The following is a 23,804-nucleotide window of genomic DNA, read 5'->3' as shown; positions in this document are numbered from 1 at the left end:
CTATTTATAGCTGGTCTTTTTTTCTATACTTGGAGTAAAACTAATTAATGTTAAGGTGATTATTATTGGTATAAGAAGAAAGAAGTTAATTGTTGGTGGACTGATTTCGTATTAAATATGAACTTGTGTTAAAATTAGTTAAACTTCTGAATTTTCACTGGAGGAATTTACGTTGGAACGTCATAATGAAGCATTTGACCAAGAAACGACATTTCACTCCTTTACCGAGTGGTTGAAAAAACAAAAGAAATCAGATAATACAATTAAGACTTATTCGGGGGTACTAGCCCAATTTTTTGAGTGGGCAGAAAAGAATTTTGAAGGTCACCTGAACGAAGAGAGTATTCAGGCTTATCTTAATCATCTAGAAAATAACCAACGAAGCGCTGGAACAATAGAGAAACATTATATGGCCTTGAATGTGTATTGTAAATATCTTGGTCAGTCATCTTTGATGATGAATATAGGCCGGAAAATGAATGATCAAAAGAACGATATTCCTGAAGTGTTGACGTTGCAGGAACAAAAGACCTTATTAAAAGATGTGGAAGCAGATGGGAATTTGAGGAACACGGCGATGGTGTATATTATGCTACATACAGGCATTCGGGTTTCTGAATTATGTGATTTAAATGGTAGTGATCTTGTGGAGAAGGATGAAAAGAAAGCGATAGTCATTCGTAATTCAAAGAATGAAGTAGACAGAACTGTACCGCTATCACAAGAAGCAATTCAGCATTTAGCTTATTTTTTAGGCGCACATGAAGATCCTAGAGGACCGCTTTTTTTATCCAGCTATGGGCAGCGAATCACTCCACGTTCTGTGCAATATATGTTAAAAAAGTACCATGTTAATCCTCATAAGCTCCGCCATACTTTCTGTCAGCAACTGATTGATAACGGGGTAGAGTTACAAACTGTATCAAAGTTGGCGGGTCATAAGGATTTAAATATGACAAAACGATATGTGAAGAATAAGGATGTTGATTTCGGACAGGCGATTGACCAGGCCTTTTCTTAAAAAGGTTGTGAGGGATTATTAACTGGATAGAGTCATCTTAAAAAAAGAATTTGAGGCTGGGCTATTAAATGAATTAGTAATAATTCTAAGGGATGTTAAATGAAGAGGCTGCCATGGATGGATTTTTTGCAACATTGCCAATAAAGTATTTGTTTATGCATTACTTGGACCGACTAACCTATAGTGTTTCTCGATTAAGTTTGGAACTTCTTTGTTTCCCTTATAATATTGACTATAAAGTGAAACTTCCATCGGTGGAGGATGAAAAAACCACTGTTAGAAGTTTCACTTTATCTGTATATGGGTAAAAAATAGTTAAAATCTAATTGAATAATAGTTCTGGGAGGAAGTAAGTATTATAATTAGGTGTATTAATCTTCACTTTTTGTCATTATTCCTCAATATCTTCCAAATTGAGATAGAATAGTAGATAAATAGATTTTACTTTAGCAAGGGGAGCGAATATGACCTATCAAGTTCAATTATTAAAGGGCTTGTTACAGCCTAGAACAAACAGATATCAATTAGAACAAGCAGAAGGAATAACTCGTTTCGGCAGTAGGCTTGTAATATTGTATGTATGCAGTGCTCTTATCTTTCTTTTGGGAGCCAATTTTGGAATAGGATCAGAATCCATGTCAAAAGAAATAACTAAGCTAGGAGAAAGTGAATATGAAACAGGTAAACTTCTAGTGATAGCTGGAAAGTTAGTGGCGAGCATTTTGTATCCAACCTTTTATGTGTTGGTGACTGCAGTTGTTTTTTGGGCCGTTTTAGATATTCCATTTAAAAAAGTTGCAGTTGTACAGATGATTGCCTTTGTATTGCACTTGTTAGAAAAGGTAGTGTATTTACCGTTTCTTTTGTTGATGAACTTAAACCAAAGTGCTAATCCGTTTTCATTAGGAGTGATTAGTCAGTATAGTATCTCTAATGAATATTTTATTCACTTCTTTGGAGAAATCAGTATATTTCAGCTGGCAATTATATGCGTCAACTATTTCTATTTACAAAAGCTTACTGATAAAAATAAATACATCCCACTCATTCTGATTTGTGTGTTTTACTTGGCATCTTATTTTGTAGCAGCGTTTTTGGCTTACATCGATGTTCGTGTGTTTTTATAAGGGAGGCAGTACGGTATGAAAAAATGGAAAGTAGGTACACTAGCTGTGCTTGCTTCGGGTTTCGTTGCTTTGAATCTTTTTTTAATTGAGAAAAAAGATAGTAAGGTGACTCGGACATTATTAGCTCGGAATTGGACTGAAGTTAAGAAAGTCGATATCATAGAAAGATTTGAAACAGATGCGGTGATTAAACCATTAGAAGAGTACAATTATTATTTCAATGATCAAGATAAAGAATTTCAAAAATTTCTTGTAAAGGAAGGAGACGAGGTTACGTCAGGTACACCTTTATTTGAATACATAACGCCTAAACTAGATCAGGTTAAGGACGAGCTTGAAACGGAGAAGAGTCGCTATGAGGGAGAAATAGAGGGGATTGAAGAGTATATTGAAGAGCTATCTAGCTATCAGGAAACCATTCCAGATGCTCCATCTGCTAAAGAAAGAGATGCATTTAAAGAGGCTGGATTTCTCTTAAATGAATATGATTCATCTACATTAATCGTAAGTTCGATTCAACAAGAAATCTATAAACAGGAATTAGAGAAGAAGAAGCTAGAAGAGAAAATCAAAGCTTTTGAAAGTCAATTAAACTATCTGGATGAACATGGCGATACAGCAATGACGGCAAGTGAAACAGAAGGAATTGTGAAGAAGGTCAATAAACAATTAGGCTCTCCAATTGTAACAATTGCTTCAAATACGTTAGCAATTGAAGGTTTTTTTAATGAGCAACAAGTGAAAAAAACAGAACCTGGCATGAAAATTATTGCTAAACAGAAGGATGAAAAAGAGAAAATTAAAGGATTAATATCCGTAATTCAGCCATTTCCAGAAACTGAAGCTTCTGTTGGAACTCGAAGTAAATATGCTTTTCAAGCAACTATGAAAGAAGATCCACAATCTTTAATAATTGGTTCCAAAGTGAGAGTATCTGTGGTGACTGCGGAAGCGAAGGGTGTACCATCTTTGCCGAAAACAGCGATTGATTTAGATAAAAAGCCATCTGTCTACAGATTGAATGGGAACGGTACGGTTACAAAGGAAGTGATCGCAACTGGTCTTGAATTTGCTGGTATTCAGGAAGTGAAAGATGGAATAGAATTGGGGGCTATTATTATAAGTGATGCGAAAAGCTTGCCTTATAACAAGTCTGCATTTATCACGCCCCTTCAAGCTGGAAAAGTAAAAATTTCGGCATATAATGAGCTATCCAAACGTCAAAAACTTCGTTTCATTTTAATAGGTTTGTTAGAAAAATAATTGAACTAAAGTTCAAGCTATTTAAAGTGTATGCCTTTTTGGAGGGTGAAAATAAAATGAAAAAACGTGTGCGTGACTATTCTAGAGTTATTTTCCTTTCCGAAGTATAATAAAAAATATTTACAGTTTAGTGTTTTTAATATAATATTTTATTATAATGTAATTTCCGCTTAATCTTAAAAGAACGGGGGAACCAATTTCGTGGTCCTGTACCGCTTGGGGTGAATTCTTATGAAAGGGCATGTGTTTCCAGGTCCTAACCCGACAGCTAACCTCGTCAGCGTCTTAGAGGGAACAAAATGTTATTTGTTCACGCGAAAAAGACACCTATTGTGTCTTTTTTTATTGTGTGAAAGCTTCTATGTTGTTTCCCTTGCCGAGACACTTGCTTTTTAGCAAAGAATATACAGAAGGTGAGGATGTTAGATGAAAAAAATAAGTTTAGCCGGCCAAATATTAATTGGTCTAATTCTAGGGATTATCGTGGGAGCTATCTTTTATGGTAGTCCAACGATTGCATCTTATTTACAACCGATTGGCGATATATTTCTTCGTTTAATTAAAATGATTGTTGTACCGATTGTTGTAGCAAGTATTATTGTTGCGGTTGCAGGTGTCGGTGATATTAAACAGCTAGGGAAAATTGGCGGTAAGACGATTTTGTACTTTGAAATCGTAACGACAATCGCGATTATAGTAGGTATTATTGCTGCTAATATTATACAGCCAGGCGCTGGCGTGAATATGGGGGAGCTTAACCAAACAGATATCGGCAGTTATGTTGATACAGCAGAGGCAAAGGAAAGCGAATCAATAATCGATACGATTGTGAATATTGTACCAACGAATCCAATTGCTGCAGTTGCTCAAGGTGACATGCTAGCCATTATTTTCTTTTCTCTTGCATTTGGTCTTGGGATTAGTGCGATCGGAGAAAGAGGGAAGCCGGTATTGGCATTCTTTCAAGGAACAGCAGATGCGATGTTCTATGTAACTAACCAAATTATGAAATTTGCTCCTTTCGGCGTGTTTGCCTTGATTGGAGTCACTGTTGCTAAGTTTGGATTACAATCTCTTATACCTCTAGGTAAATTGGTGATTTCCGTATACGGAACAATGATTTTCTTTGTGGTTGTTATTTTGGGAATCATTGCGAAACTAGCTGGTTATAGTCTTTTTAAATTAATAAAACTACTCAAAGAGGAGCTTATATTAGCATTTTCTACAGCAAGCTCTGAAGCCGTACTTCCGAAAATTATGGAAAAGGTTGAAGATGCGGGATGTCCTAAGCATATTGCTTCTTTTGTCATACCGACTGGTTACTCCTTTAACCTTGATGGTTCTACTCTGTATCAAGCGTTAGCTGCAATTTTCATTGCTCAAATGTATGGCATTGATATGAGCATTGCTGATCAAATTTCGTTAATGTTAGTATTAATGGTGACATCTAAAGGTATTGCTGGTGTACCAGGGGTTTCCTTCGTTGTATTATTAGCTACACTAGGTACAGTTGGAATTCCTATCGAAGGGTTGGCATTTATAGCCGGAATCGACCGTATTCTTGATATGGGCCGTACGGTGGTAAATGTTATTGGGAACTCTCTTGCTGCTATTGTTATCTCTAAATGGGAAGGTAACTTCAACCCTGAAAAAGCTTCATAACTTTTGAAAAAAAGACAGCTTAAGGAGTGAAATCCAATAGCTGTCTTTTTGCTATTAAATCTTTTATTTACTCTTCACAATGAGAGCGATCGCCCTCGAAAATAAATTCAGGGATTCCATCGGTAACTTGAATTTTCGTTAAACTGGCATTTCCAATATAGGTTTGGGTAAAAAGCTTATCAAGAGATAATTTTCTTAAATAAGCTGTAAGTATTCTTAGAAAAATTGAATGTGAAACTATCAAAACAGTTTCTGATGGATGGCTAGCAATGATATCCTTATACATCTCTTCAGCACGTTTCCATACATCTGTGAATAGTTCTCCGCTGTTTCGTTCATATAAATGCGGTGTTTCCCAAAAAGCTTTGTATTCAGCAGAAAATTCTTTCTCAATTTCTTCTCTGAGGCGCCCCTCCCAATCGCCAAAGGACATTTCTCGTAATCGATCATCTTTAATAATTGGGACAGTACGTTCACCAGCAATTAACTCAGCTGTCTGGTAGGCTCGTTTGCTTGTACTCGAATAGATCACATCAATTGGAATATCCTGAAGTCTATTCCCTAGTGAAAGTGCATCACGGATACCAGATTCGGTCAATTCTCCATTTCCCCAGCCTTGCATCTTTCCTGTAACATTCCATTCGGTTTGACCATGACGAACTAAATAAATGGTAACCATAATAGTCTCCTTACTTTTTTTAGTATATTTCTCCAATCTATTATTGATAAATTCTCTGAATAAATCAAAAGACATGATCTATACAGTGTAACAATATTGACTATGAGTGGGAATGTATGGGCAGGACAAAGAGTATTATAGTGAATAGTGAAATGGAGGTTATGAATAACTTGGAGGTTTTGTCACATTATTTCAAATGATTTGGTAAAATGATTATAGTGATAATAGATGATAGTTTCGCCAGTTTAAGTTTTATCCCGCATTTATGAACAGTATGCCTGCCACTTCATGACTTTCAGGGAATACAAGTAGGAGATCAACTGCCCGTAAATGCTCAATTGGTGAGAAACAGTGAAACTTACCGTGAGTTACGCAGAGGTCAAGTTTGCTCCCACAGACGATAGACCAAAGGACGCGGTGTACTTAGTCTGTGACTCATTGAACCTTAGTTAATCTTGTTGCTTTATCTACGTTGCGCGGAGGTTTAGCGACACTAGACCGGGACTAACAATCAGTGGGAGATGTGAACTCTGACTCTTTGAAGTTTCAATTTATCATCAGTAACTGTTGCGGAGGGTATTGGTATCATGAAAAATGAGATTAGAGACGTTTTATATATACACCTGCAGCCTGCTGAGCGATTTGCAATTTTCTCTGGCGTGACGTTTCGGGAATTTGTTTACTCTTATGAAGGGCCTTTACCTAACCTTTTATTATTGAAACATGGATACGATGATGGAGAATTTAATAGGAATACACTATTGGATTTTGTTCCGAATGAAGATGTTGAAAAGCTCCTGAAAGATAATGTATATGGGTATGGTGATTTTTGTTGGATTGATTTTGAAGAAGAAGCAGGACTTGATGAATTAAATGGTCAAGAAATTGCCGAACTTTTGTATATTGGTCATTGCAAGACACACTTACGACCACCGTTTTTTGGAAAACTGAATAATCAATTTGTTTATCTCGCGCATGATGACGGATGGTTTAATAAGGTTTATTTTCGAAACCATGATGTGTTAACTCAAGTTTTTGGTAATTTACTTATGCTGAAACTGGAGTCATTACGGCTTGAAAGAAACTGGTTAGGTTTAAAGAAAAAAAGGGAGTATCCAGAAATTCCTTTTGAAGTGCTTCAAAGAATCATCCCGTTAACCTCTGAGGGCGTTGTTTTTTCCTTCCAGGATGTTCAGCATTCTAGGACAAAAATAGAAATTCCAGGTTGGATTATTGGGGACTATATTAATATGGATGATATGATGGACGGATTTAATGACTTGAAAAATAAACGGCCAAAAGCCTTGATTGTTTTACATCGAAAGACTAAAGAATGGAGCGTTATTCTGAACTAAACTATCTTATTTGCAAGTGAACATTTCGTGATTGATGATTTTCATTCTGATAAATGGATAGAGTGAGAATGACCTAGCTTTTGGTCAGTCTCCTTTTTTTTCCGCATTAACGGAAAGTCAAGCCCCTCGTTTATGACTCAGAGGAATCGAAGAAGCATAGGTAGGAGATGAAGAAGTCCCCTCTAGTTATATTCACTTTATGTTAGCTATTTAAGTAAAACATGATAATCCAAGGTGTAGTCCGTGCTATTGCCACATAAGATGTAAGGAATATACGATAGAATTATTGGTATGTTTAGGTAAGTTATCAATCGGCGCTTCTTTTTCGTTTTTAACTGAAGAGTAAGGTGTTACAATAATAAAGTGAAATGAGTGATGGAGGTTTAATGAAAATGAAAACAAAACTTGGACTGCTTTATGGCGGGAAGTCAGCTGAACATGATGTTTCACTACAAACAGCTTTAGCGGTCATTAAAGCATTAGATTTAGAGAAATTTGATATATACCCGATATACATAACGAAAGAAGGGTCTTGGGTAAAGGGACCACAGTTGACCGGACCAGTTGAGAATGTGAAAAGTCTTACATTATCTGCTGAAGCTAGCATGTCACCTTTCGCGATGCAGTCAGCTGGGCAAGTTTCCAAGGAGGATGGAGATGAAGGATTCGACTGTCTATTCCCGCTTCTTCATGGTCCGAATGGAGAAGATGGTACTGTTCAAGGGTTGCTAGAATTATTAAATTTACCTTATGTAGGAAATGGAGTTCTTGCCTCATCTGCAGGCATGGACAAAGTAATCATGAAGAATATTTTTGCTCAAGCAGGTCTCCCTCAAGTTAAATATACGTGGTTTATTCGTTCTGAGTGGGAAAAAGATAAAGCCAGTGCTTATGATAAGATTGAAGCAGAACTAGGCTATCCATGCTTTGTTAAGCCGGCTAACCTTGGATCGAGCGTTGGAATTAGCAAATGTGTCAACAGGGAAGAACTTGAAACAGCGTTTGTTGAGGCATTCCAATTCGATCGGAAAATCATTGTTGAAGAAGGGGTCGTTGCCCGTGAAATTGAACTTGGCGTTCTTGGCAATGATCATCCTAAGTGTTCGGTAGCTGGCGAAATTATTGCGAAAAAAGATTTTTATGATTATAAAGCAAAATATGAAGATGGTGATACTGCGATGGTCATTCCAGCTGATATATCTGAAGATAACTATCAGTCTTTAAATGAAATGGCTATTTCCGCTTTCAAATCACTTGATTGTTCTGGATTAGTTCGCGCTGACTTTTTCTTAACAAAAGAAGGAAAGATGTATATTAATGAAGTAAATACAATGCCTGGCTTTACTCCGTTTAGCATGTTCCCTTTATTATGGAAACATACAGGAGTAGACTATCCTCAATTAATCGAGACATTAGTAAGTTTGGCGCAAGAACGTTATGAAGAAAAGCAGAAGATTAAATATAGCTTTTGATGGACTGCCCAGCAATTTAAAATAAGGCTATGTTAAACCTCGTTGTTGATCTTGGCACTATGTTGATTGGAGCGAAAGGAGTGAGACTCCTGCTTAGAAAAGCGAGCCAAAGGGAGTTCACACAGTCGCACAGCGCCGAGGAGGCTTCCGGACCGCCCGAGGAAAGTGAACGCCCTTCGTTTCAATCATCAGGCAAGTTTAACAGAGCCTAAAATAAAAAGTGGAAAGGGTCTGTCTCATAACAAGGGTCAGACCCTCAATCTCCTATATATCGTTATATGACGTATACATGTCACAATAAAGCTGTATATAGTGAGTGGTGAAAACTCTCTTGGGTTATTCATTTTCCATACTGAACTAGTTTGATATTAAGGGATAAGCCGCAATTTTCTAAAATCCTAGGAGGAACAAGATGTTAAAAAAAACGTTAAAGCAAATCCATGAAATGGTCGGTGGATTGAATAACATTACAGATTTTGAATCTATTATAGCGGCAGGAGTTTCAATTGATTCTAGACATATTGAGCCTAACAACTTGTTCATCCCCCTTCGTGGAGAACAGGTTGATGGACATCAATTTGTAGAAAAAGCCATTTCACAGGGAGCAGCTGCTTCTTTTTGGCAAAAGGATGCGGGAGAGCCACCAGCAGGACTTCCATGTATCATGGTAGAGAATACAGAAAAAGCATTACAAGATTTAGCGAAGGCATATCGAAAGCAACTCAATTGTAAAGTAATTGGCATTACAGGGAGTAATGGAAAAACTACCACGAAAGATATGGTAGCAGCTTTATTGCAAACAATGTACCGCGTTCATAAAACGAGCGGAAACTTTAATAACCATCTTGGACTTCCATTAACTATTTTAGGAATGGATGAAGACACAGAGGTGGCCGTTTTAGAAATGGGTATGAGCAGTCGTGGTGAAATTGAATTTCTTTCCAAACTCGCCGAACCAGACTTGGCTATTATTACGAACATTGGGGAGTCACATTTATTGGATCTTGGTTCAAGAGAAGAAATTGCGAATGCTAAACTCGAGATCGTTGCAGGTCTTAAAGCGGGTGGAACGCTAATTTATCATGGGGATGAACCGTTATTACGGGATCGAATTGAACGGGACTTAACGAATCTCCACGTTGTATCTTTTGGAAGAGAAGACAAAAACGACCTGTATCCAATCTCGATTACTCAAACCGATAATAGTACTTCTTTTGAAATAAATGGGGATTTTAGGGAACCGTATACAATTCCGGTTCTTGGGGTTCATAATGTACAAAATGCGTTAGCCGCCATGCTTGTAGCCAAGCTATTGCGCGTAAATGATACTCATATAAGAAATGGGTTTGAATCGGTCCGATTAACCAACATGAGAATGGAATTGGTTGCAGGAGCAAAAGGGCAGAAAATCATTAATGACGCTTATAATGCAAGTCCAACTTCAATGAAGGCTGCGATTGAGCTGGTAGAAACTCTAGAAGGGTTTCAAAGTAAATACCTAGTCCTTGGTGATATGTTAGAACTGGGAAATCAAGAAAAAGAGTTCCATGTAAATATTGGTAAAATCATTCAGCCAGACAAAATTAATGCAGTCTTTACATATGGTTCACTTGGTCATTTTATAGCTGAAGGAGCTCGTAAATCTTTCCCTGTAGACCGTGTGTTTTCGTATGAAGATAAAACCGCATTAATTACTGATTTAAAAGAGCGTACGTCGCTAAATGATTTAATCTTAGTAAAAGCCTCAAGAGGGATGAAGCTAGAAGAAATCGTTCAAGCTCTACAAAATTAAATAAGGGATTTCTCATAAGGGTCTGACCTCGCACTCTAAATCAGTATGTAAAGAATCATACACGTTTCTTATACTTTATTTAGTTGTTGCGGGGTATGACCCTTCTTTTTGGCCCTTTGATTTAAATGATGAATTGGGTATCTGACGAATAAACTCACTTAAGTTAAGAGTTAACGGGCGTGTTTTAACATGGACAAAGTTATGTATTATTTGGATATTAATGACCTATTTCATTTGAGTTTCAGATTCCTTTATTGCAATAATGACCTGAAAATGGTAACATATTTTATGAGTTTAAATGTCTTTGGAAGGTGAATATGGTATATACTATAATTAATCCAAAGATTATTTATCGTTTCTTTAAGAAACAAATGTTATTTCATTCTTCACTTGGTGAAGATCTTGTACTTTCAGATTAAATAGGCCACGCGTCTTGAATAATATAAAAAGCTGCCTCTCTTGGCAGCTTAAGTTGCTAATAGGAAGGTCCAGCTGTCTGCAGTTGGCTCCATAAGCTCATGACATGATAGATGTGAGATATCGACTATCTCCCAATCCTCTTGCCAGAAATGATCCTTGTGGTTCCTTTCCACTCCGCATTCCCCAAACGCATAAGGGCCTGTTTTTTATGGGAAGCTTGGCTTAAGTCAAGTTTTGTTTTATTCTGTAGGATTTGAAATGTAATCATTTTGGGTAATTATATGAGAGCAATTCATAGCCTATGGCATAATTGCAGCTTTGCCTTTAGATTTCACCTTGAATTCTAAAGCAGATTTTCTTTATGTAGGCTTCTGTCTCATAGGAAAATAAGATGCAGCAGCCCTCACCTGAATAAACATGCGATTTTGTATGCTACTTTGATCTTTCCATTTTTGAATTTCATTCTTGTTACATGTTTTGTAAAAAGATTTCCCAAAACCTACGCCAGGCCAGTATTTGCAAAAGGTTTGACTTTTGTTCGGGACTTTTTTATTCATAATAATGGGGTTCGGATTTAAAAAATGCAAGTATTTTAGGTGATCATTGAGAAAACTTTTCTTAAGCGATAAATAATAAACAAGAACCAGCTGTTAGTTGGTGAATTGTGATCAACTACTGACACAATTCAGACGACACAAGCCATTTTTTCGTGTCGATAAATATATGAATTAAAAAGGAGTACGAATATTTTGACATTATTTAGTGAATTAGGTTTAGACAGAACTTCTATGAAATCAATTGAGAGAATGGGGTTTGAAGAAGCAAGTCCGATTCAAGCACAAACCATTCCTTTGGCATTAGAAGGGAAAGACATTATTGGTCAAGCTCAAACTGGAACAGGTAAAACTGCCGCTTTTGGTATCCCGTTAATTGAGAATATTGATCTTAAAGATGATAACGTACAAGGAATCGTTATCGCGCCAACACGTGAGCTTGCTATTCAAGTCTCTGAAGAATTATTCAAGCTTGGATACGGGAAACGTACTCGAGTAATGGCGGTTTACGGCGGACAAGATATTGATCGTCAAATTCGTGCATTAAAGAAAAAGCCACATATTGTCGTGGGTACACCTGGGCGTTTATTAGATCATATTAAACGTAAAAATATTAAATTGGGCAACGTTCATACAGTCGTATTGGATGAAGCGGATGAAATGTTGAACATGGGCTTTATTGAGGATATCGAGTCAATTCTTTCGAATGTACCAGGTGAAAGACAAACTCTGTTATTCTCAGCTACAATGCCAGATCCAATTCGTAAAATTGCAGAACGTTTCATGAAAGACCCAACTCTTGTGCGTGTTAAAGCAAAAGAAATGACAGTTTCTCTTATTGACCAATATTATATCGAATTAAGAGAAAATGAAAAATTTGATACATTAGCTCGTTTATTAGATATCCAAACGCCAGAGCTTGCTATCGTATTCGGTCGTACAAAACGTCGTGTTGATGAGCTTTCGTCTGCATTGAATATCCGCGGATATTCTGCTGAAGGTATTCACGGTGACTTAAGCCAGGCGAAACGTTTGTCTGTTCTTAAGAAGTTTAAAGAAGGTAGCATTGATGTACTAGTTGCAACAGACGTAGCGGCACGCGGACTTGATATTTCAGGCGTCACACATGTTTATAACTTTGACATTCCTCAAGATCCAGAAAGTTATGTCCACCGTATTGGACGTACTGGACGTGCAGGAAAACATGGTGAGGCAGTAACATTTGTGACACCGAGAGAACGAGGTCAATTGGCTGCGGTTGAGCATACAACGAAAAAACGTATGGTGAAGATGAAAACTCCTACGTTAACTGAAGCGTTGGAAGGTCAACAAAAAGCAGTTACTGAAAGAATTGTGAACACTGTAGAAAATGAAGACTTGTCTCTATACCTAGGTCAAGCTGAAGAGATGCTTCAAAAATACAGTGCAACTGATCTTGTTGCAGCAGCATTAAAATCACTAACTAAAGAACCGGATGCAACGCCTGTAAAATTGACAGATGAAGCACCACTTCCAATGAAACGTGGCGGATATAATAAGTCTGGATCTAATGGAAGACAACGTAATGGTCGCGGACCTTCAACAGGCAGAAAAGATTATAGTGGTGCTAAACGCAGAGATAGTCGTAAACCTAGCGGAAGCACTAACCGTAGCAATAGCAGCTATAACAAAAGAGAAAAACTAAATAAATAATATGTTGTAAATGAGGATGTCCCAAACTAAAGGTCGGAGCCCACAATAACTATTTACAGTTAAACTGTGTATGTAACACGATGAGCTGTATATAGTGTGAGGCCAGAACCTTGTGGGGCCTCCTCTTTTTTATATTCTGGAAATATTTTATATAGTATACTTAAAATAGGATTTTATCCTACATAAATGGGCAGCAAGACTTCCACTGATTGAAGTTTCACTTTATAGGTATTTAGAAAGGAGCGGTAGAGTGGAGCCTAGAAACCGGATTTCAAATAAAGCGCTAAAAGTTTGGCGTGTTAGCGGCATAATACGTGCTGCGATTTGTTGGATCATCACTATTGCGGTACTAGTTGTAACTATTCTTTTTGATTGGTCATATTGGGCGATAGGAGCAGCTGGAATAATCTCCATAGTTGTGACTTACATATCTGTCTTTCTTTTTCCGTCAATGAAATGGAAGCGTTGGCGATACGAAGTTCGGGAGAAAGAGATAGAAATCCAAAGTGGTTTATTTATTATTAAAAGGACCTTGGTGCCTATGATTAGGGTTCAGCATGTAGAGACGAACCAAGGACCGCTGTTACGAAAATATCAATTAGCTTCTGTAGAAATTTCTACTGCCGCAACGACCCATGAGATACCAGCTTTGGAACTTCCAGAAGCTGATGAGCTGCGCTTTTATATATCAAAAATGGCCAGCGTGGAGGAAGATGATGTTTGAGCCTAAACGACTTCACCCAGTTGCTGTTTTGTCTAGTATTTTGCAGACGTTGAAGGAAGCAATTATTCCGTTAATTGTCCTCTTATTTTTAGGGAGTAGTAGCGGTAAAAGTATCCAGTTTATTATTTTTGGCGTGATCTGCTTTTTTCTCATCATTCGTTCTTTTCTTTCATGGCTTAAGCTTACGTATTGGGTAGAAGATGGTGAACTTAGAATTGAATCGGGTGTGTTTATAAGAAAAAAACGATATATTCGTTTTGAACGGATACATAGTATTGATGTTTCAGAAGGAATCGTGCAAAGAATATTTGGTCTTGTTCAGCTTAAAGTAGAAACAGCTGGGGCTAATGACGGAAAGCCTGAAGCAGAATTAACTGCTATTACAAAGCAAGAATCGAACGAAATTGTTGCCATTTTTAATGAAGTGAAAGCAAGGAAAAAGAAACTCGATTTTGAGCGTGTTAATGAGGCGGACGCTTTCGAAGAATTAATCAAAGAAGAAGAGATGGATTCGGCATCTATTGTGTTTAAACAAACTTTTCCGCAGTTGTTTTTAATGGCAGCTACATCAGGTGGGATTGGGGTTGTTCTTTCTGGTGCGGTAGCATTTCTTGCTCAATTCGATGAATTGATTCCTTTTAAAAAAATATCGGCTGAAGCAGAACGGTTCATTCAATCGGGTGTGCTTTTAATAATCCTTACGGTGCTCTTGCTTTTCATACTGGCATATTTAATTGCTACAGCCAGAATTGTCTTCATCTATGCCTATTTTACAGTCAGGAAAGTAGAAGAAGAATTAATCATTTCACGCGGCTTATTAGAAAAAAGACAATTAACGATTCCATTGAAAAAAATTCAAGGAATCAGAATCTCTGAGAACTTAATTAGACAACCGCTCGGGTATGCGAGTGTGTATCTTGAATATGCGGGTGGTTCGGCATTAGATAAGGATACAGTGAACGTTTTACTTTTTCCGCTTGTCAATAAAGAACAGCTAAAAGAAAAAATAAATCAGTTCGTTCCTGGATATGAGTTACAGACCGGAATGAAGGGATTGCCCAAACGTTCCTATATCCGTTATTTCATCAGGCAATTATTTATCATTATTCCCGTTATTGCTTTTATATCATGGTTTCTTTGGCCATGGGGATTAACTTCTTTCACTCTTATACCAATTACTGCTATCTGGGCGTATTTAATATTCAGAGAAGGTGGATGGAATATTAGTGGAAACCAACTGCAATTAAGAACTAGAGTTGTATCTAAACATACATATATTTTTCAAAAGAATCGACTGCAAGTATTTGACCGGCGAGTGAGTTATTTTCAAAGAAGAAGGCAACTATGTACGATTGCTGCTACTGTGAAATCTGGTGCAGGGCCTCGGGAAGGGAAACTCATTGACTTAGAGCAAAAAGATGCTGAATTCATAAATGATTGGTTTTCCTATAGTGAATCCAAAAAAAGCGAAGGCTAGGCCTTTGCTTTTTTAATGGAAAGAGCTAACGCTTGAGTTTATTTCTGAAAAATAATGATGCCAGAAGTAAGCCGGCGAGGAGTCCTGAGAAATGGCCGGTAATGTTTACTTTTGGTTGGATAAACGTCATCAATACACCGACACAGATTAGCGTATAGATCGTTTTAACCTCTTGCTTAGGTAAATGATCTTTTTGGAATAGAACAAGATATAAATAAAATCCGAGCAAGCCAAAAATTGCGCCACTTGCACCTACATGGATATAAGTAGGGGGCAGTAGAATGAAAGTAGTGATATTTGCTAAAATGCCCGTAATAAGAAAAAAAAACGTAAATTTAAGACTGCCCAGTAATCGTTCTAGGGGAGGACCAAAGATAGCCAGTGCAAAGCAGTTGAATAATAAATGTGAAAATGAACTGTGTAAAAATATCGGTGTAATCAAGCGCCACCATTCACCAGATGAGATATACAAGTTGATACCTAGACCTTTTTCAAATAAGAAACCTTCAGGTAGTATGGGTAACAAGTCTAAGAGAAATAGGAATATAGTTAAGGCTATTAAAGTCGTAACAAGTGGATAATAAGAAAGATATTGCCGGAAACTCTCTGTTCGTATAAACATGGTTCACCATCCTTAAATCGTTCGAGTGTGTAAAACTATTAACATGGATAGATTTGAGTTTGTCTTAGATGGATTTATTATTACAGGCAGTACTATATATATTGGCGTAATCGATGGTAATTCCTATGTACATCTTTAAAATCTTTAAAAAATTTGAGTAGTGGATAGAAAGGAAGTTACAAGTGATTAAAGGAATTGGAATGGATATTGTAGAGCTAGAAAGAATTCAAAAACTACTTGAACGGCAGCCGAAATTTATTGAAAGAATTTTAACTGAAGAGGAGCGGAAGACTTTTGTTAGTCTGAGTGCCCGTAGAAGAGTTGAATTTGTTGCGGGGCGGTTTGCTGCAAAAGAGGCATTTTCTAAAGCGGTAGGAACAGGGATAGGGGAAAATCTGTCGTTTTTAGATATTGAAGTAAAACCAAATGAACTTGGTAAGCCAGAAATTATTCGGCCAAATTCTGTACGGGCTCATCTTTCTATTACTCATAGTCGTGAATATGCCGCTGCTACAGTTATCATTGAAGAATAATAGGTTGCTTAGATGTAAATGTAAAATGTGATTTAGTAAGAAGATGATTTTTACCTTTCTTATCAGACGGGTCATATTCACCGGGGTTGTCTCATATATTCATAGTGCTATAGGGAGACAAGGCCCGGTAAAAGGTACATTGCAGGAAAGGTACTCTCGAATCAGTTTTTTATAAAAGCTGTTTAGCGATAATTAGACATGTTAAAACAACCAGAAATCATACATCATCCTACCGAGATATGCATAACCTCAATGACTGGATCCTGCCTTTTCCTCTCCCTTTTACGTTCAAATGACAAAAAGGGGTTGAAAAGATGAAGAAGATCGTAACGCTTTTTGCAGGAATCATGCTTTTGCTCATTCTTTCTGCCTGCGGACAAAAGTCACAAGGTGATGTGGTCAGTTCTTTAAATGACAAGGTTGAAGGAATGAAGGGATACAAAGCCCAGGCCAAAATGACTTTACAAATGGGTACGGATCCTCAAAGTTATGATGTTGAGATCTGGCATAAAAATCCTGATTTTTACAGGGTGAGCTTGAAGAATTCCTCAAAAGAACAAAGTCAAATGATTCTACGCAACAAAGATGGAGTGTATGTGTTGACGCCTGCATTAAATAAAAGCTTTAAATTTCAAAGTGAATGGCCGGAAAATAGTAGTCAAGCTTATTTATATGAGTCGTTAGTAAAGGATATTATTGAAGATAAAAGTGCGAAATTCACATCCACGGACGATCATTACGTGTTTGAAACAAAAACACGTTATCAAAATAATAAGATGCTACCTTTTCAAGAAATTACTATTAACAAAAAAGATCTATCGCCTGTTAGCGTGAAAGTAATGGATGCGGATCATAATTCGCTTGTAACGGTTGAATTTTCTAAGGTGAAGTTTGATGCGTCGTTTGATAAAGATGCGTTTGATATGCAAAAGAACATGACACGCGCAAAACTAGAAGTGCCTGTTATGAATGAAGTGAAGGATGAAGTATTTGCTGTTAAATATCCGACTGAAGCTAAAGGGGCAAGTCTGAGTGATGAACAGGAAATCGCAACTGAAAATGGGAAGCGGGTTATTCTTACGTATGAAGGTGACAAGAGCTTTACACTGATTCAAGAAAAAGCAGAAGTAGTAGAAACTTCGCTTGTGGCAACGACTGTGAATGGAGAACCGGTTGATCTTGGGTTTACGGTAGGCGCCGCTACTTCAAACAGTGTGACATGGACGTATAATGGGGTAGATTATACGCTTGTATCGAAAGATATGGAGAAAGAAGAATTATTGGAAATTGCGAGAACGGTTGATGGAACTTCAGAAAAATGATGAAATCGGTTCTCAGCTCAAGGGATCTTATTCCTTTGTGCTGAGGACCTTTTTATGTTGAGGATATGGGGACGGGGCTTAGCCGCCAATCACTATGTAAGATATACAATCTTTATTAAGAAAGTACTCCAAAATCCAGCTCAGCGCCGCCTCCATTGTGATTGGTGGGTGTAACCTGCTACAGGATGGTTCCTTTATAGAACAGGGTGACGTTTTAATTGCCCAATTTGACTTAAATGAAAGTTACTGTATAATTTTGGCGCAATCGAGAAGGAAACTTTTCATGATTTCGTTTTTTTACTATACTAGTTATATACAAAAGAAAGAACGTGCTAGAATATTGTAGCGCTATTGCTTTTAATGTGGATAAAATGGATGGATAGGCAGTAGTGAGTCCGTAGATCTGAAGTGGTTAGAGAGAAGGGTAGCAATTGGAAAAGAAGGAGTTTTATAGAGATACATGGGCAGAAGTTAATTTAGATCATATTTATAGAAATATCATAAATTTGAAGCAGCATCTATCATCGGAAACGAAATTATTTGCCGTCGTTAAGGCAAATGCTTATGGCCATGGTGCGGTAGATGTTGCGAAGACGGCTCTTTACGCGGGTGCTGATTATTTAGCTGTTGCTTTCTTAGATGAAGCCTTAGCATTAAGAAGAAAAGGAATTTTAGCACCAATTCTTGTATTAGGGGCGACGAGACCTGAAAGTGCAAAAATTGCGTCTAAGGAACGAATTACGCTCACTATTTTTCAAGATGATTGGATACAGAATGCAAAATCATATCTTCAAGATGAAGATATTTTATATGTTCATGTGAAATGTGATAGTGGAATGGGGCGTCTTGGCATTAGAAGTAGGGTAGAGCTTGAGGCTATTGAAAGCAGTCTACTTAAAGACTCACGGTTTGTTTTCGAAGGAATTTATACACACTTTTCTACTGCAGATAGCCTAAATAAAGACTACTACCATAAACAACTGGATGTTTTTCAAAAAATGCTTTCCTGGCTAAAATCAAAACCTCAATTGATACATGCTTCGAATAGTGCAGCTTCATTAAGATATCCAGAAGCCACATTCAACTCAGTAAGAATGGGGATTGCTATGTACGGGTTAACGCCCTCTGTTGAAATGAAAGAATTATTACCTTATCCACTTTCTCCAGCTTTATCATTAAAAACAAGAATCGTAAATGTGAAAGAGCTGAAAAAAGGGGAGAGTGTTAGTTATGGGGCGACATATACCGCTATGGAGAATGAGTGGATTGCTACGCTTCCCATAGGGTATGCAGATGGCTGGATACGTAAGCTTCAAGGGCAAGAGGTACTTATAAACGGCGAAAAAGCGCCAATAGTTGGTCGGATTTGTATGGATCAATGCATGATTAAAGTCCCTAAAAACACGCCAATCCATACAGAAGTAACGTTAATCGGTGAGGATAATGGACAAGAGATTACCGTTGATGAAATAGCGGAGAAGTTAGAAACGATCAATTATGAGATTACTTGTATGATTGCATCAAGAATACCTCGGGTGTATATTAAAAATGGTAAAATAATACACACGGTGAACGCTTTATTAGAATAGATAAAAAAGGGAGAACTAATATGACTTGTCGATGTGTATTTATTTTAGCCCTCATTAACTGCCTGAAAAGGCCTGATTGTTGAGATACAATGAGACTACTGATGTGTGAGTTGAGGTAAAGTTATCTCCTGAAGAGGGTCACATAGACGAAGACATGAGGACGCGGCGCACTTAGTCAGTGATTCATCTTAGTTCGTACTGTCGATTTATCTACGCTACGCGGAGACATTAGCTACTATAGAACGGACTAACAAGCAGTGGGGGAAAAGAGCCCCCTACTACTTGAAGTTTCGCTTTATGCAGAAGTCTCTGATTCTCTGAGGCGAGGAAATGGTCCCCAGTCACCTTGTATGTGCTCGGACTTTCGGAGTCTTTTGTAGCACAATGACTGACATCGGCTTATCCAATGAATTATTTTTAGAAAAATGAATAAGTTTTACAGGTTTTTGTTGATAATAATATATAGTCTAGAATATACTCTTTGCAGATAGTGATTTTAATGGTAAGATTGAAAAGGATTAGTATTAGGTGTGTAGTGATTGGTGGAGGTGTATGTTTGTGTCTGAATCCAGCGCAACAAGAGAGATAATAATTCGATTACCTCAAAATTTCCTAACCGAATTAGATGGTTATGTAACTGAAGAAAATGTTAATCGCAGTGAATTTATTTATCGTGCGACGAAAATGTATCTTCGTGAACGTAAAAAAAGAGAGTTTCGCGAATCCATGAAACGTGGTTATATTGAAATGGCCACCTTGAATCTAACCCTTGCTTCTGAAGCATTCCTTGCAGAGTATCCAGAATATGAGGCCGAACATTCCGTTGCACGATTAGCAAGCGGAGGCTGAGCACTTGATTGTTGTTAAGCGCGGTGACGTATACTTCGCAGACCTGTCTCCGGTTGTAGGTTCTGAACAAGGTGGAACCCGTCCGGTACTCATCCTTCAGAATGATATTGGAAATCGCTTTAGTCCAACTGTGATTGTAGCAGCTATTACTGCACAGATACAGAAAGCTAAGCTACCTACACATGTGGAGATTAATGCAAAGAAATATGGATTTGAACGTGATTCGGTCATCCTTTTAGAACAGATACGCACAATTGATAAGCAGCGTTTAACAGACAAAATTACACATCTGGATGAACCAATGATGCATAAGGTAAATGAAGCTTTACAGATTAGTCTGGGACTAGTAGAATTTTAGTATGTGAAAAAATGGTTTTTCCTTCGAAGAGGACGTCTTTATATAATAATTTATGCCTAATGATAGGTGCAGTAACGATTTTAGCTTTTTGCTGAAATCGTTATTTTTTTTGTTTCTAGTTAGATATTAAATAATGGCTCTGTTAAACTTGCCTGTTGGTTTGAAAAGAAAGGGGTTCGCCTCTCCGCGGGCAGTCCGAGATCCTCGGGGCTGTGCGCCTGTTGGGTCTCCCTTTGACTCGCTTTTTACGCAGGGGTCCCACGCCTTCCGCTCCAATCACCATTGTGACAAAAATCATAATTAAAAAATGGTATTGAAAATAAAAAAAGAATTTTCTTAAAATAGGTTTAATCCTCCTTGAAAGAGGGTTTTATTAAAGTTGAGGCTTCTTAAATGATGTTCATTGGTTGCATAAAAGGAAGGTTAAGTAAATTTCAATTATTGAACAAAATAATAAAAAAGAGCCATTAGATGTAACGATTGAACATTACTATTCTTATAGGAAAAAGAAACATGTGTAATATTTTGTCAGTATTAAGAAGAGGCATTTAAGTTTGTTTTACATTTACTTAACATCCCTGTGAAGTAGACATAGAGTCTGCGGGGGTATGTTAAAATGGGAGGAAATTATGAATCAAGTAGTTTTTACATTTATTACCCAAAATCGTGATTACATACTAGAGGAATGGATGAATCTCATGAAGGAAAATGCCGATGAGCGCCTTATTAATGTGATTTCCAATGAGATGTTTGTACAAACGAGCGCAGAGTATATCGATTTGATTATTTCCAACACAAGAAGAAACAATGAAGAGTTCACTTACAAACTTTCTGAATTTGCGGAGAAGGTTGTACGTTTAGGGTGGCCGCTTTCTTTCGTAATTGAAGGAATTCATAAATTTACTCTATGTGTGATTAATGGAATGGTCTTAAAGGGGCAGGTTACAAAAGACAATCAAATGGAGATCATATACGATTTAGATAAATGGACTTCGCCTATGAAGCAGGAAATTATTTCTACCTACACCCAAACGTGGGAAGGGACAGTCTCTCTTCAAAAAATAGCGCTACAAGAACTATCCGCACCACTAATCCCTGTTATGGAAGGGATCACCATCATGCCGTTAGTTGGGACCATTGATACAGAACGGGCTAAACAAATTATGGAAAACTTACTGACTGGAGCCGTTAAACAGCGTTCAGAGGTCGTTTTAATTGATATTACTGGTGTTCCGGTAGTAGACACAATGGTTGCTCATCATATTATTCAAGCGGCAGAAGCGGTCCGACTTGTTGGGGCGAAATGTATGATTTGTGGCATTCGTCCTGAAATTGCTCAAACGATTGTTAGTTTAGGAATAAATTTATATGAAATCGTTACAAAGAATTCATTGAAAAAGGGAATTGACGCTGCCTTAGAATTAACAAACCGTAAGATTGCTAAGGTGGAGGAATGAAAATGAGAATTCCAATATTAAAGCTATATGATTACCTATTGGTGTCGATCCAATGGGAATTGGATGATGCTACAGCACTCGGTTTTCAAGAAGATTTATTACAAAAAATTCATGATACGAGCGCGAATGGTGTTGTAATTGATTTAACTTCCATTGATTTTATTGATTCTTTTATCGCAAAAGTACTGGGAGATGTATTAAGTATGTCAAAACTGATGGGAGCAAAAGTGGTGATCACCGGAATTCAGCCTGCTGTTGCGATAACCTTAATCGAGCTTGGTATTAGCCTGGAAGGAGTTATGACAGCACTAGATTTAGAGAAAGGCCTGGAGAAATTACAACAGGAATTGGGGGATTAATGGTATGGAGTTCCAATCCTGCGTGAAAATTATCAATGAATGGGATATAGTCGCCGCGCGCCAATTGGGGCGAAATGTCGCAAAAGAGCTGGGATTTGGTACTGTCGACCAAGCACGTATTACGACGGCTATCAGTGAACTAGCCAGAAATATATATTTATACGCTGGACGTGGCAGCGTCTGTATAGAAAAAGAGTACGAGCATGGAAAATCCGGTATGAAGATCATAGCAAGTGATGAGGGACCGGGGATACAGGATATCCGGAAAGTCATGGAAGATGGGTATACAACTTCTGGAGGGCTAGGAGCAGGTCTTCCAGGAGTAAAACGTTTAATGGATGAGTTCGATATCGATTCGTTTCCAAGTAAGGGAACGACAATCACAACCATTAAATGGCTTCGTTAGGAGGGTATTATGGAATACAGAGAGAAGATGAAAAATAAATACCGTGAAGCTCTCTCTACTTATTTGCAAGATCAAACGGAGCAAGCGTTATATCAAGGGCAAAAAATAAGTAAAAAATCGATTGAATATAATATTGCACCAGAAGAAATTATTAATATACATAAAAATATCCTTATGGATGTTTACCCAGACACCCCAGAGAAAGTTCTAGATTCCTTCGATTTTCTACTCGAGGTCATGATGGGTTACGGTTTTGCTTATCGTGAACATCAAAATCTCAGACATATCCAGCAAGAACTTGAATCGGAAATTAAAATTGCTGCCAATGTTCAGTCTACTTTGCTTGAAACAACAATTCCAAATGTGGATGGTCTTGAAATTGGAGCAATAAGTGTACCAGCAAGACAAATGAGTGGTGACTATTACCATTTTGTTCAAGATGAAAAGAAACATATTGGTGTGGCCATTGCGGATGTAATTGGGAAGGGAATTCCTGCAGCACTTTGTATGTCAATGATTAAATATGCGATGGATAGTCTACCAGAGCACCGGCATAATCCAAGTAGCGTATTAGAGAGCTTGAATCGTGTCGTAGAACACAATGTTGATCCCAGCATGTTTATTACGATGTTTTATGGGTTATATAACCCAGAGAAACATTTATTCTCCTATTCAGCTGCTGGCCATGAGCCTGGCTTTTATTACGAAGCAGCTACAAAGGAATTTACAGATTTAAGTGCAAGAGGATTATTGCTAGGTGTTGATAAGAAAACGAAGTATGTACAGTATGAAAAAAAAGTAGAGCGCGGAGATATGATTATTTTGTTATCAGATGGTGTAACAGAATGTCGTACAAGTGAAGGTTTTATAGAGAGAGAATCCTTGATTAAATTTATTCAAAAGAACATGCACCTGCATGCACAAGATATCGTTCATCGTCTCTTTAAGCAGCTTGAGAAAATGCAGCATTTTCAACTGCGTGATGATTTTACATTACTTATTTTAAAAAGAAATGTTTAATGTGATGATAAGTGGGTAAATAAATCGAAGGAGATTCGTATAAAAAAGGTG

At 37.5% G+C, this 23,804-nt stretch carries 22 protein-coding genes and 1 riboswitch; of the genes, 19 read left to right on the top strand and 3 right to left on the bottom strand.

Translation table 11 applies throughout. The features are described 5' to 3' along the window. Positions 1-172 precede the first annotated feature (172 nt). The 4 genes from V179_RS27075 (at position 173) to V179_RS0105190 (ending at position 5,073) form a co-directional block, all read left to right on the top strand. On the top strand, positions 173-1,021 hold the full coding sequence (locus V179_RS27075) for a tyrosine-type recombinase/integrase (protein ID WP_051404843.1): 849 nt from the start codon (positions 173-175) through the stop codon (positions 1,019-1,021). Positions 1,022-1,485: 464 nt separating this feature from the next. After that, entirely contained in the window at positions 1,486-2,148 is a 663-nt protein-coding gene (locus V179_RS0105200; protein WP_028390586.1) for a hypothetical protein, read from the top strand. A 15-nt stretch (positions 2,149-2,163) separates the two neighbouring features. Then, the gene (locus tag V179_RS0105195) at positions 2,164-3,411 is read left to right on the top strand and encodes an efflux RND transporter periplasmic adaptor subunit (RefSeq protein WP_028390585.1); all 1,248 of its coding nucleotides are present in this window, start codon (positions 2,164-2,166) and stop codon (positions 3,409-3,411) included. Between the two features lie 157 nt (positions 3,412-3,568). After that, positions 3,569-3,709, top strand: a riboswitch (cyclic di-AMP (ydaO/yuaA leader). 128 nt (positions 3,710-3,837) lie between these two features. Beyond that, positions 3,838-5,073: a cation:dicarboxylate symporter family transporter gene (locus V179_RS0105190; protein WP_028390584.1), complete on the top strand. Its 1,236-nt coding sequence runs from the start codon at positions 3,838-3,840 to the stop codon at positions 5,071-5,073. 67 nt (positions 5,074-5,140) lie between these two features. Here V179_RS0105190 and V179_RS0105185 read toward each other — a convergent pair whose 3' ends face one another. Beyond that, positions 5,141-5,752 (bottom strand): histidine phosphatase family protein, encoded by a 612-nt coding sequence (locus V179_RS0105185; RefSeq protein WP_028390583.1) that lies wholly within the window; start codon positions 5,750-5,752, stop codon positions 5,141-5,143. A gap of 587 nt (positions 5,753-6,339) precedes the next feature. Between V179_RS0105185 and V179_RS0105180 the strand changes: the two genes are divergently transcribed. The 3 genes from V179_RS0105180 (at position 6,340) to V179_RS0105170 (ending at position 10,371) form a co-directional block, all read left to right on the top strand. Further along, entirely contained in the window at positions 6,340-7,107 is a 768-nt protein-coding gene (locus tag V179_RS0105180; RefSeq protein ID WP_028390582.1) for a hypothetical protein, read from the top strand. Between the two features lie 392 nt (positions 7,108-7,499). Further along, complete coding sequence (locus V179_RS0105175) at positions 7,500-8,579, top strand: D-alanine--D-alanine ligase (protein WP_028390581.1); 1,080 nt, start codon at positions 7,500-7,502, stop codon at positions 8,577-8,579. Between the two features lie 412 nt (positions 8,580-8,991). Further along, positions 8,992-10,371, top strand: a complete 1,380-nt coding sequence (locus tag V179_RS0105170; RefSeq protein WP_028390580.1) for a UDP-N-acetylmuramoyl-tripeptide--D-alanyl-D-alanine ligase — start codon at positions 8,992-8,994, stop codon at positions 10,369-10,371. A 467-nt stretch (positions 10,372-10,838) separates the two neighbouring features. On the opposite strand, the gene V179_RS31945 is transcribed toward V179_RS0105170, so the two are convergent. Next, entirely contained in the window at positions 10,839-10,964 is a 126-nt protein-coding gene (locus V179_RS31945) for a hypothetical protein (RefSeq protein WP_268745172.1), read from the bottom strand. 576 nt (positions 10,965-11,540) lie between these two features. On the opposite strand from V179_RS31945, the gene V179_RS0105160 reads away from it, so the two are divergent. From V179_RS0105160 to V179_RS0105150, 3 genes are all read left to right on the top strand, one after another. After that, positions 11,541-13,037, top strand: a complete 1,497-nt coding sequence (locus tag V179_RS0105160) for a DEAD/DEAH box helicase (protein WP_028390579.1) — start codon at positions 11,541-11,543, stop codon at positions 13,035-13,037. Positions 13,038-13,287: 250 nt separating this feature from the next. Then, positions 13,288-13,761 carry a PH domain-containing protein gene (locus V179_RS0105155; protein ID WP_028390578.1) on the top strand — a complete coding sequence of 158 codons (474 nt, stop codon included), beginning with the start codon at positions 13,288-13,290 and terminating at the stop codon, positions 13,759-13,761. Next, the gene (locus V179_RS0105150) at positions 13,754-15,238 is read left to right on the top strand and encodes a PH domain-containing protein (RefSeq protein ID WP_028390577.1); all 1,485 of its coding nucleotides are present in this window, start codon (positions 13,754-13,756) and stop codon (positions 15,236-15,238) included. The genes V179_RS0105155 and V179_RS0105150 overlap by 8 nt, the downstream gene beginning before the upstream one ends. Before the next feature lie 25 nt (positions 15,239-15,263). On the opposite strand, the gene V179_RS29620 is transcribed toward V179_RS0105150, so the two are convergent. After that, on the bottom strand, positions 15,264-15,860 hold the full coding sequence (locus V179_RS29620; RefSeq protein WP_084552214.1) for a rhomboid family intramembrane serine protease: 597 nt from the start codon (positions 15,858-15,860) through the stop codon (positions 15,264-15,266). A gap of 182 nt (positions 15,861-16,042) precedes the next feature. Between V179_RS29620 and acpS the strand changes: the two genes are divergently transcribed. The 9 genes from acpS (at position 16,043) to V179_RS0105100 (ending at position 23,753) form a co-directional block, all read left to right on the top strand. Then, positions 16,043-16,393, top strand: coding sequence for a holo-ACP synthase (gene acpS / locus V179_RS0105140; protein WP_028390575.1), 351 nt, complete (start codon positions 16,043-16,045; stop codon positions 16,391-16,393). A 314-nt stretch (positions 16,394-16,707) separates the two neighbouring features. Beyond that, a complete protein-coding gene (locus tag V179_RS0105135) occupies positions 16,708-17,715 on the top strand; it encodes a LolA family protein (RefSeq protein WP_028390574.1) in 1,008 nt (335 codons plus the stop codon). A gap of 431 nt (positions 17,716-18,146) precedes the next feature. Beyond that, a complete protein-coding gene (alr, locus tag V179_RS0105130) occupies positions 18,147-19,304 on the top strand; it encodes an alanine racemase (RefSeq protein ID WP_028390573.1) in 1,158 nt (385 codons plus the stop codon). Between the two features lie 558 nt (positions 19,305-19,862). After that, positions 19,863-20,153, top strand: a complete 291-nt coding sequence (locus V179_RS0105125; protein WP_028390572.1) for a CopG family ribbon-helix-helix protein — start codon at positions 19,863-19,865, stop codon at positions 20,151-20,153. Between the two features lie 7 nt (positions 20,154-20,160). Next, positions 20,161-20,511: a type II toxin-antitoxin system PemK/MazF family toxin gene (locus V179_RS0105120; protein ID WP_028390571.1), complete on the top strand. Its 351-nt coding sequence runs from the start codon at positions 20,161-20,163 to the stop codon at positions 20,509-20,511. A gap of 629 nt (positions 20,512-21,140) precedes the next feature. After that, entirely contained in the window at positions 21,141-21,968 is an 828-nt protein-coding gene (locus V179_RS0105115; protein ID WP_028390570.1) for an RsbT co-antagonist protein RsbRA, read from the top strand. Between the two features lie 2 nt (positions 21,969-21,970). Further along, positions 21,971-22,327 carry an STAS domain-containing protein gene (locus V179_RS0105110; RefSeq protein WP_028390569.1) on the top strand — a complete coding sequence of 119 codons (357 nt, stop codon included), beginning with the start codon at positions 21,971-21,973 and terminating at the stop codon, positions 22,325-22,327. Positions 22,328-22,331: 4 nt separating this feature from the next. Beyond that, entirely contained in the window at positions 22,332-22,733 is a 402-nt protein-coding gene (locus tag V179_RS0105105) for an anti-sigma regulatory factor (protein WP_028390568.1), read from the top strand. Between the two features lie 9 nt (positions 22,734-22,742). Beyond that, positions 22,743-23,753, top strand: a complete 1,011-nt coding sequence (locus tag V179_RS0105100; RefSeq protein ID WP_028390567.1) for a PP2C family protein-serine/threonine phosphatase — start codon at positions 22,743-22,745, stop codon at positions 23,751-23,753. Positions 23,754-23,804: the final 51 nt, after the last annotated feature.

It is taken from the genome of Bacillus cihuensis (genome assembly GCF_000504145.1).
Lineage (GTDB): Bacteria > Bacillota > Bacilli > Bacillales > DSM-1321 > Peribacillus > Peribacillus huizhouensis.
This window is presented reverse-complemented; position numbering and strand designations above follow the sequence as displayed.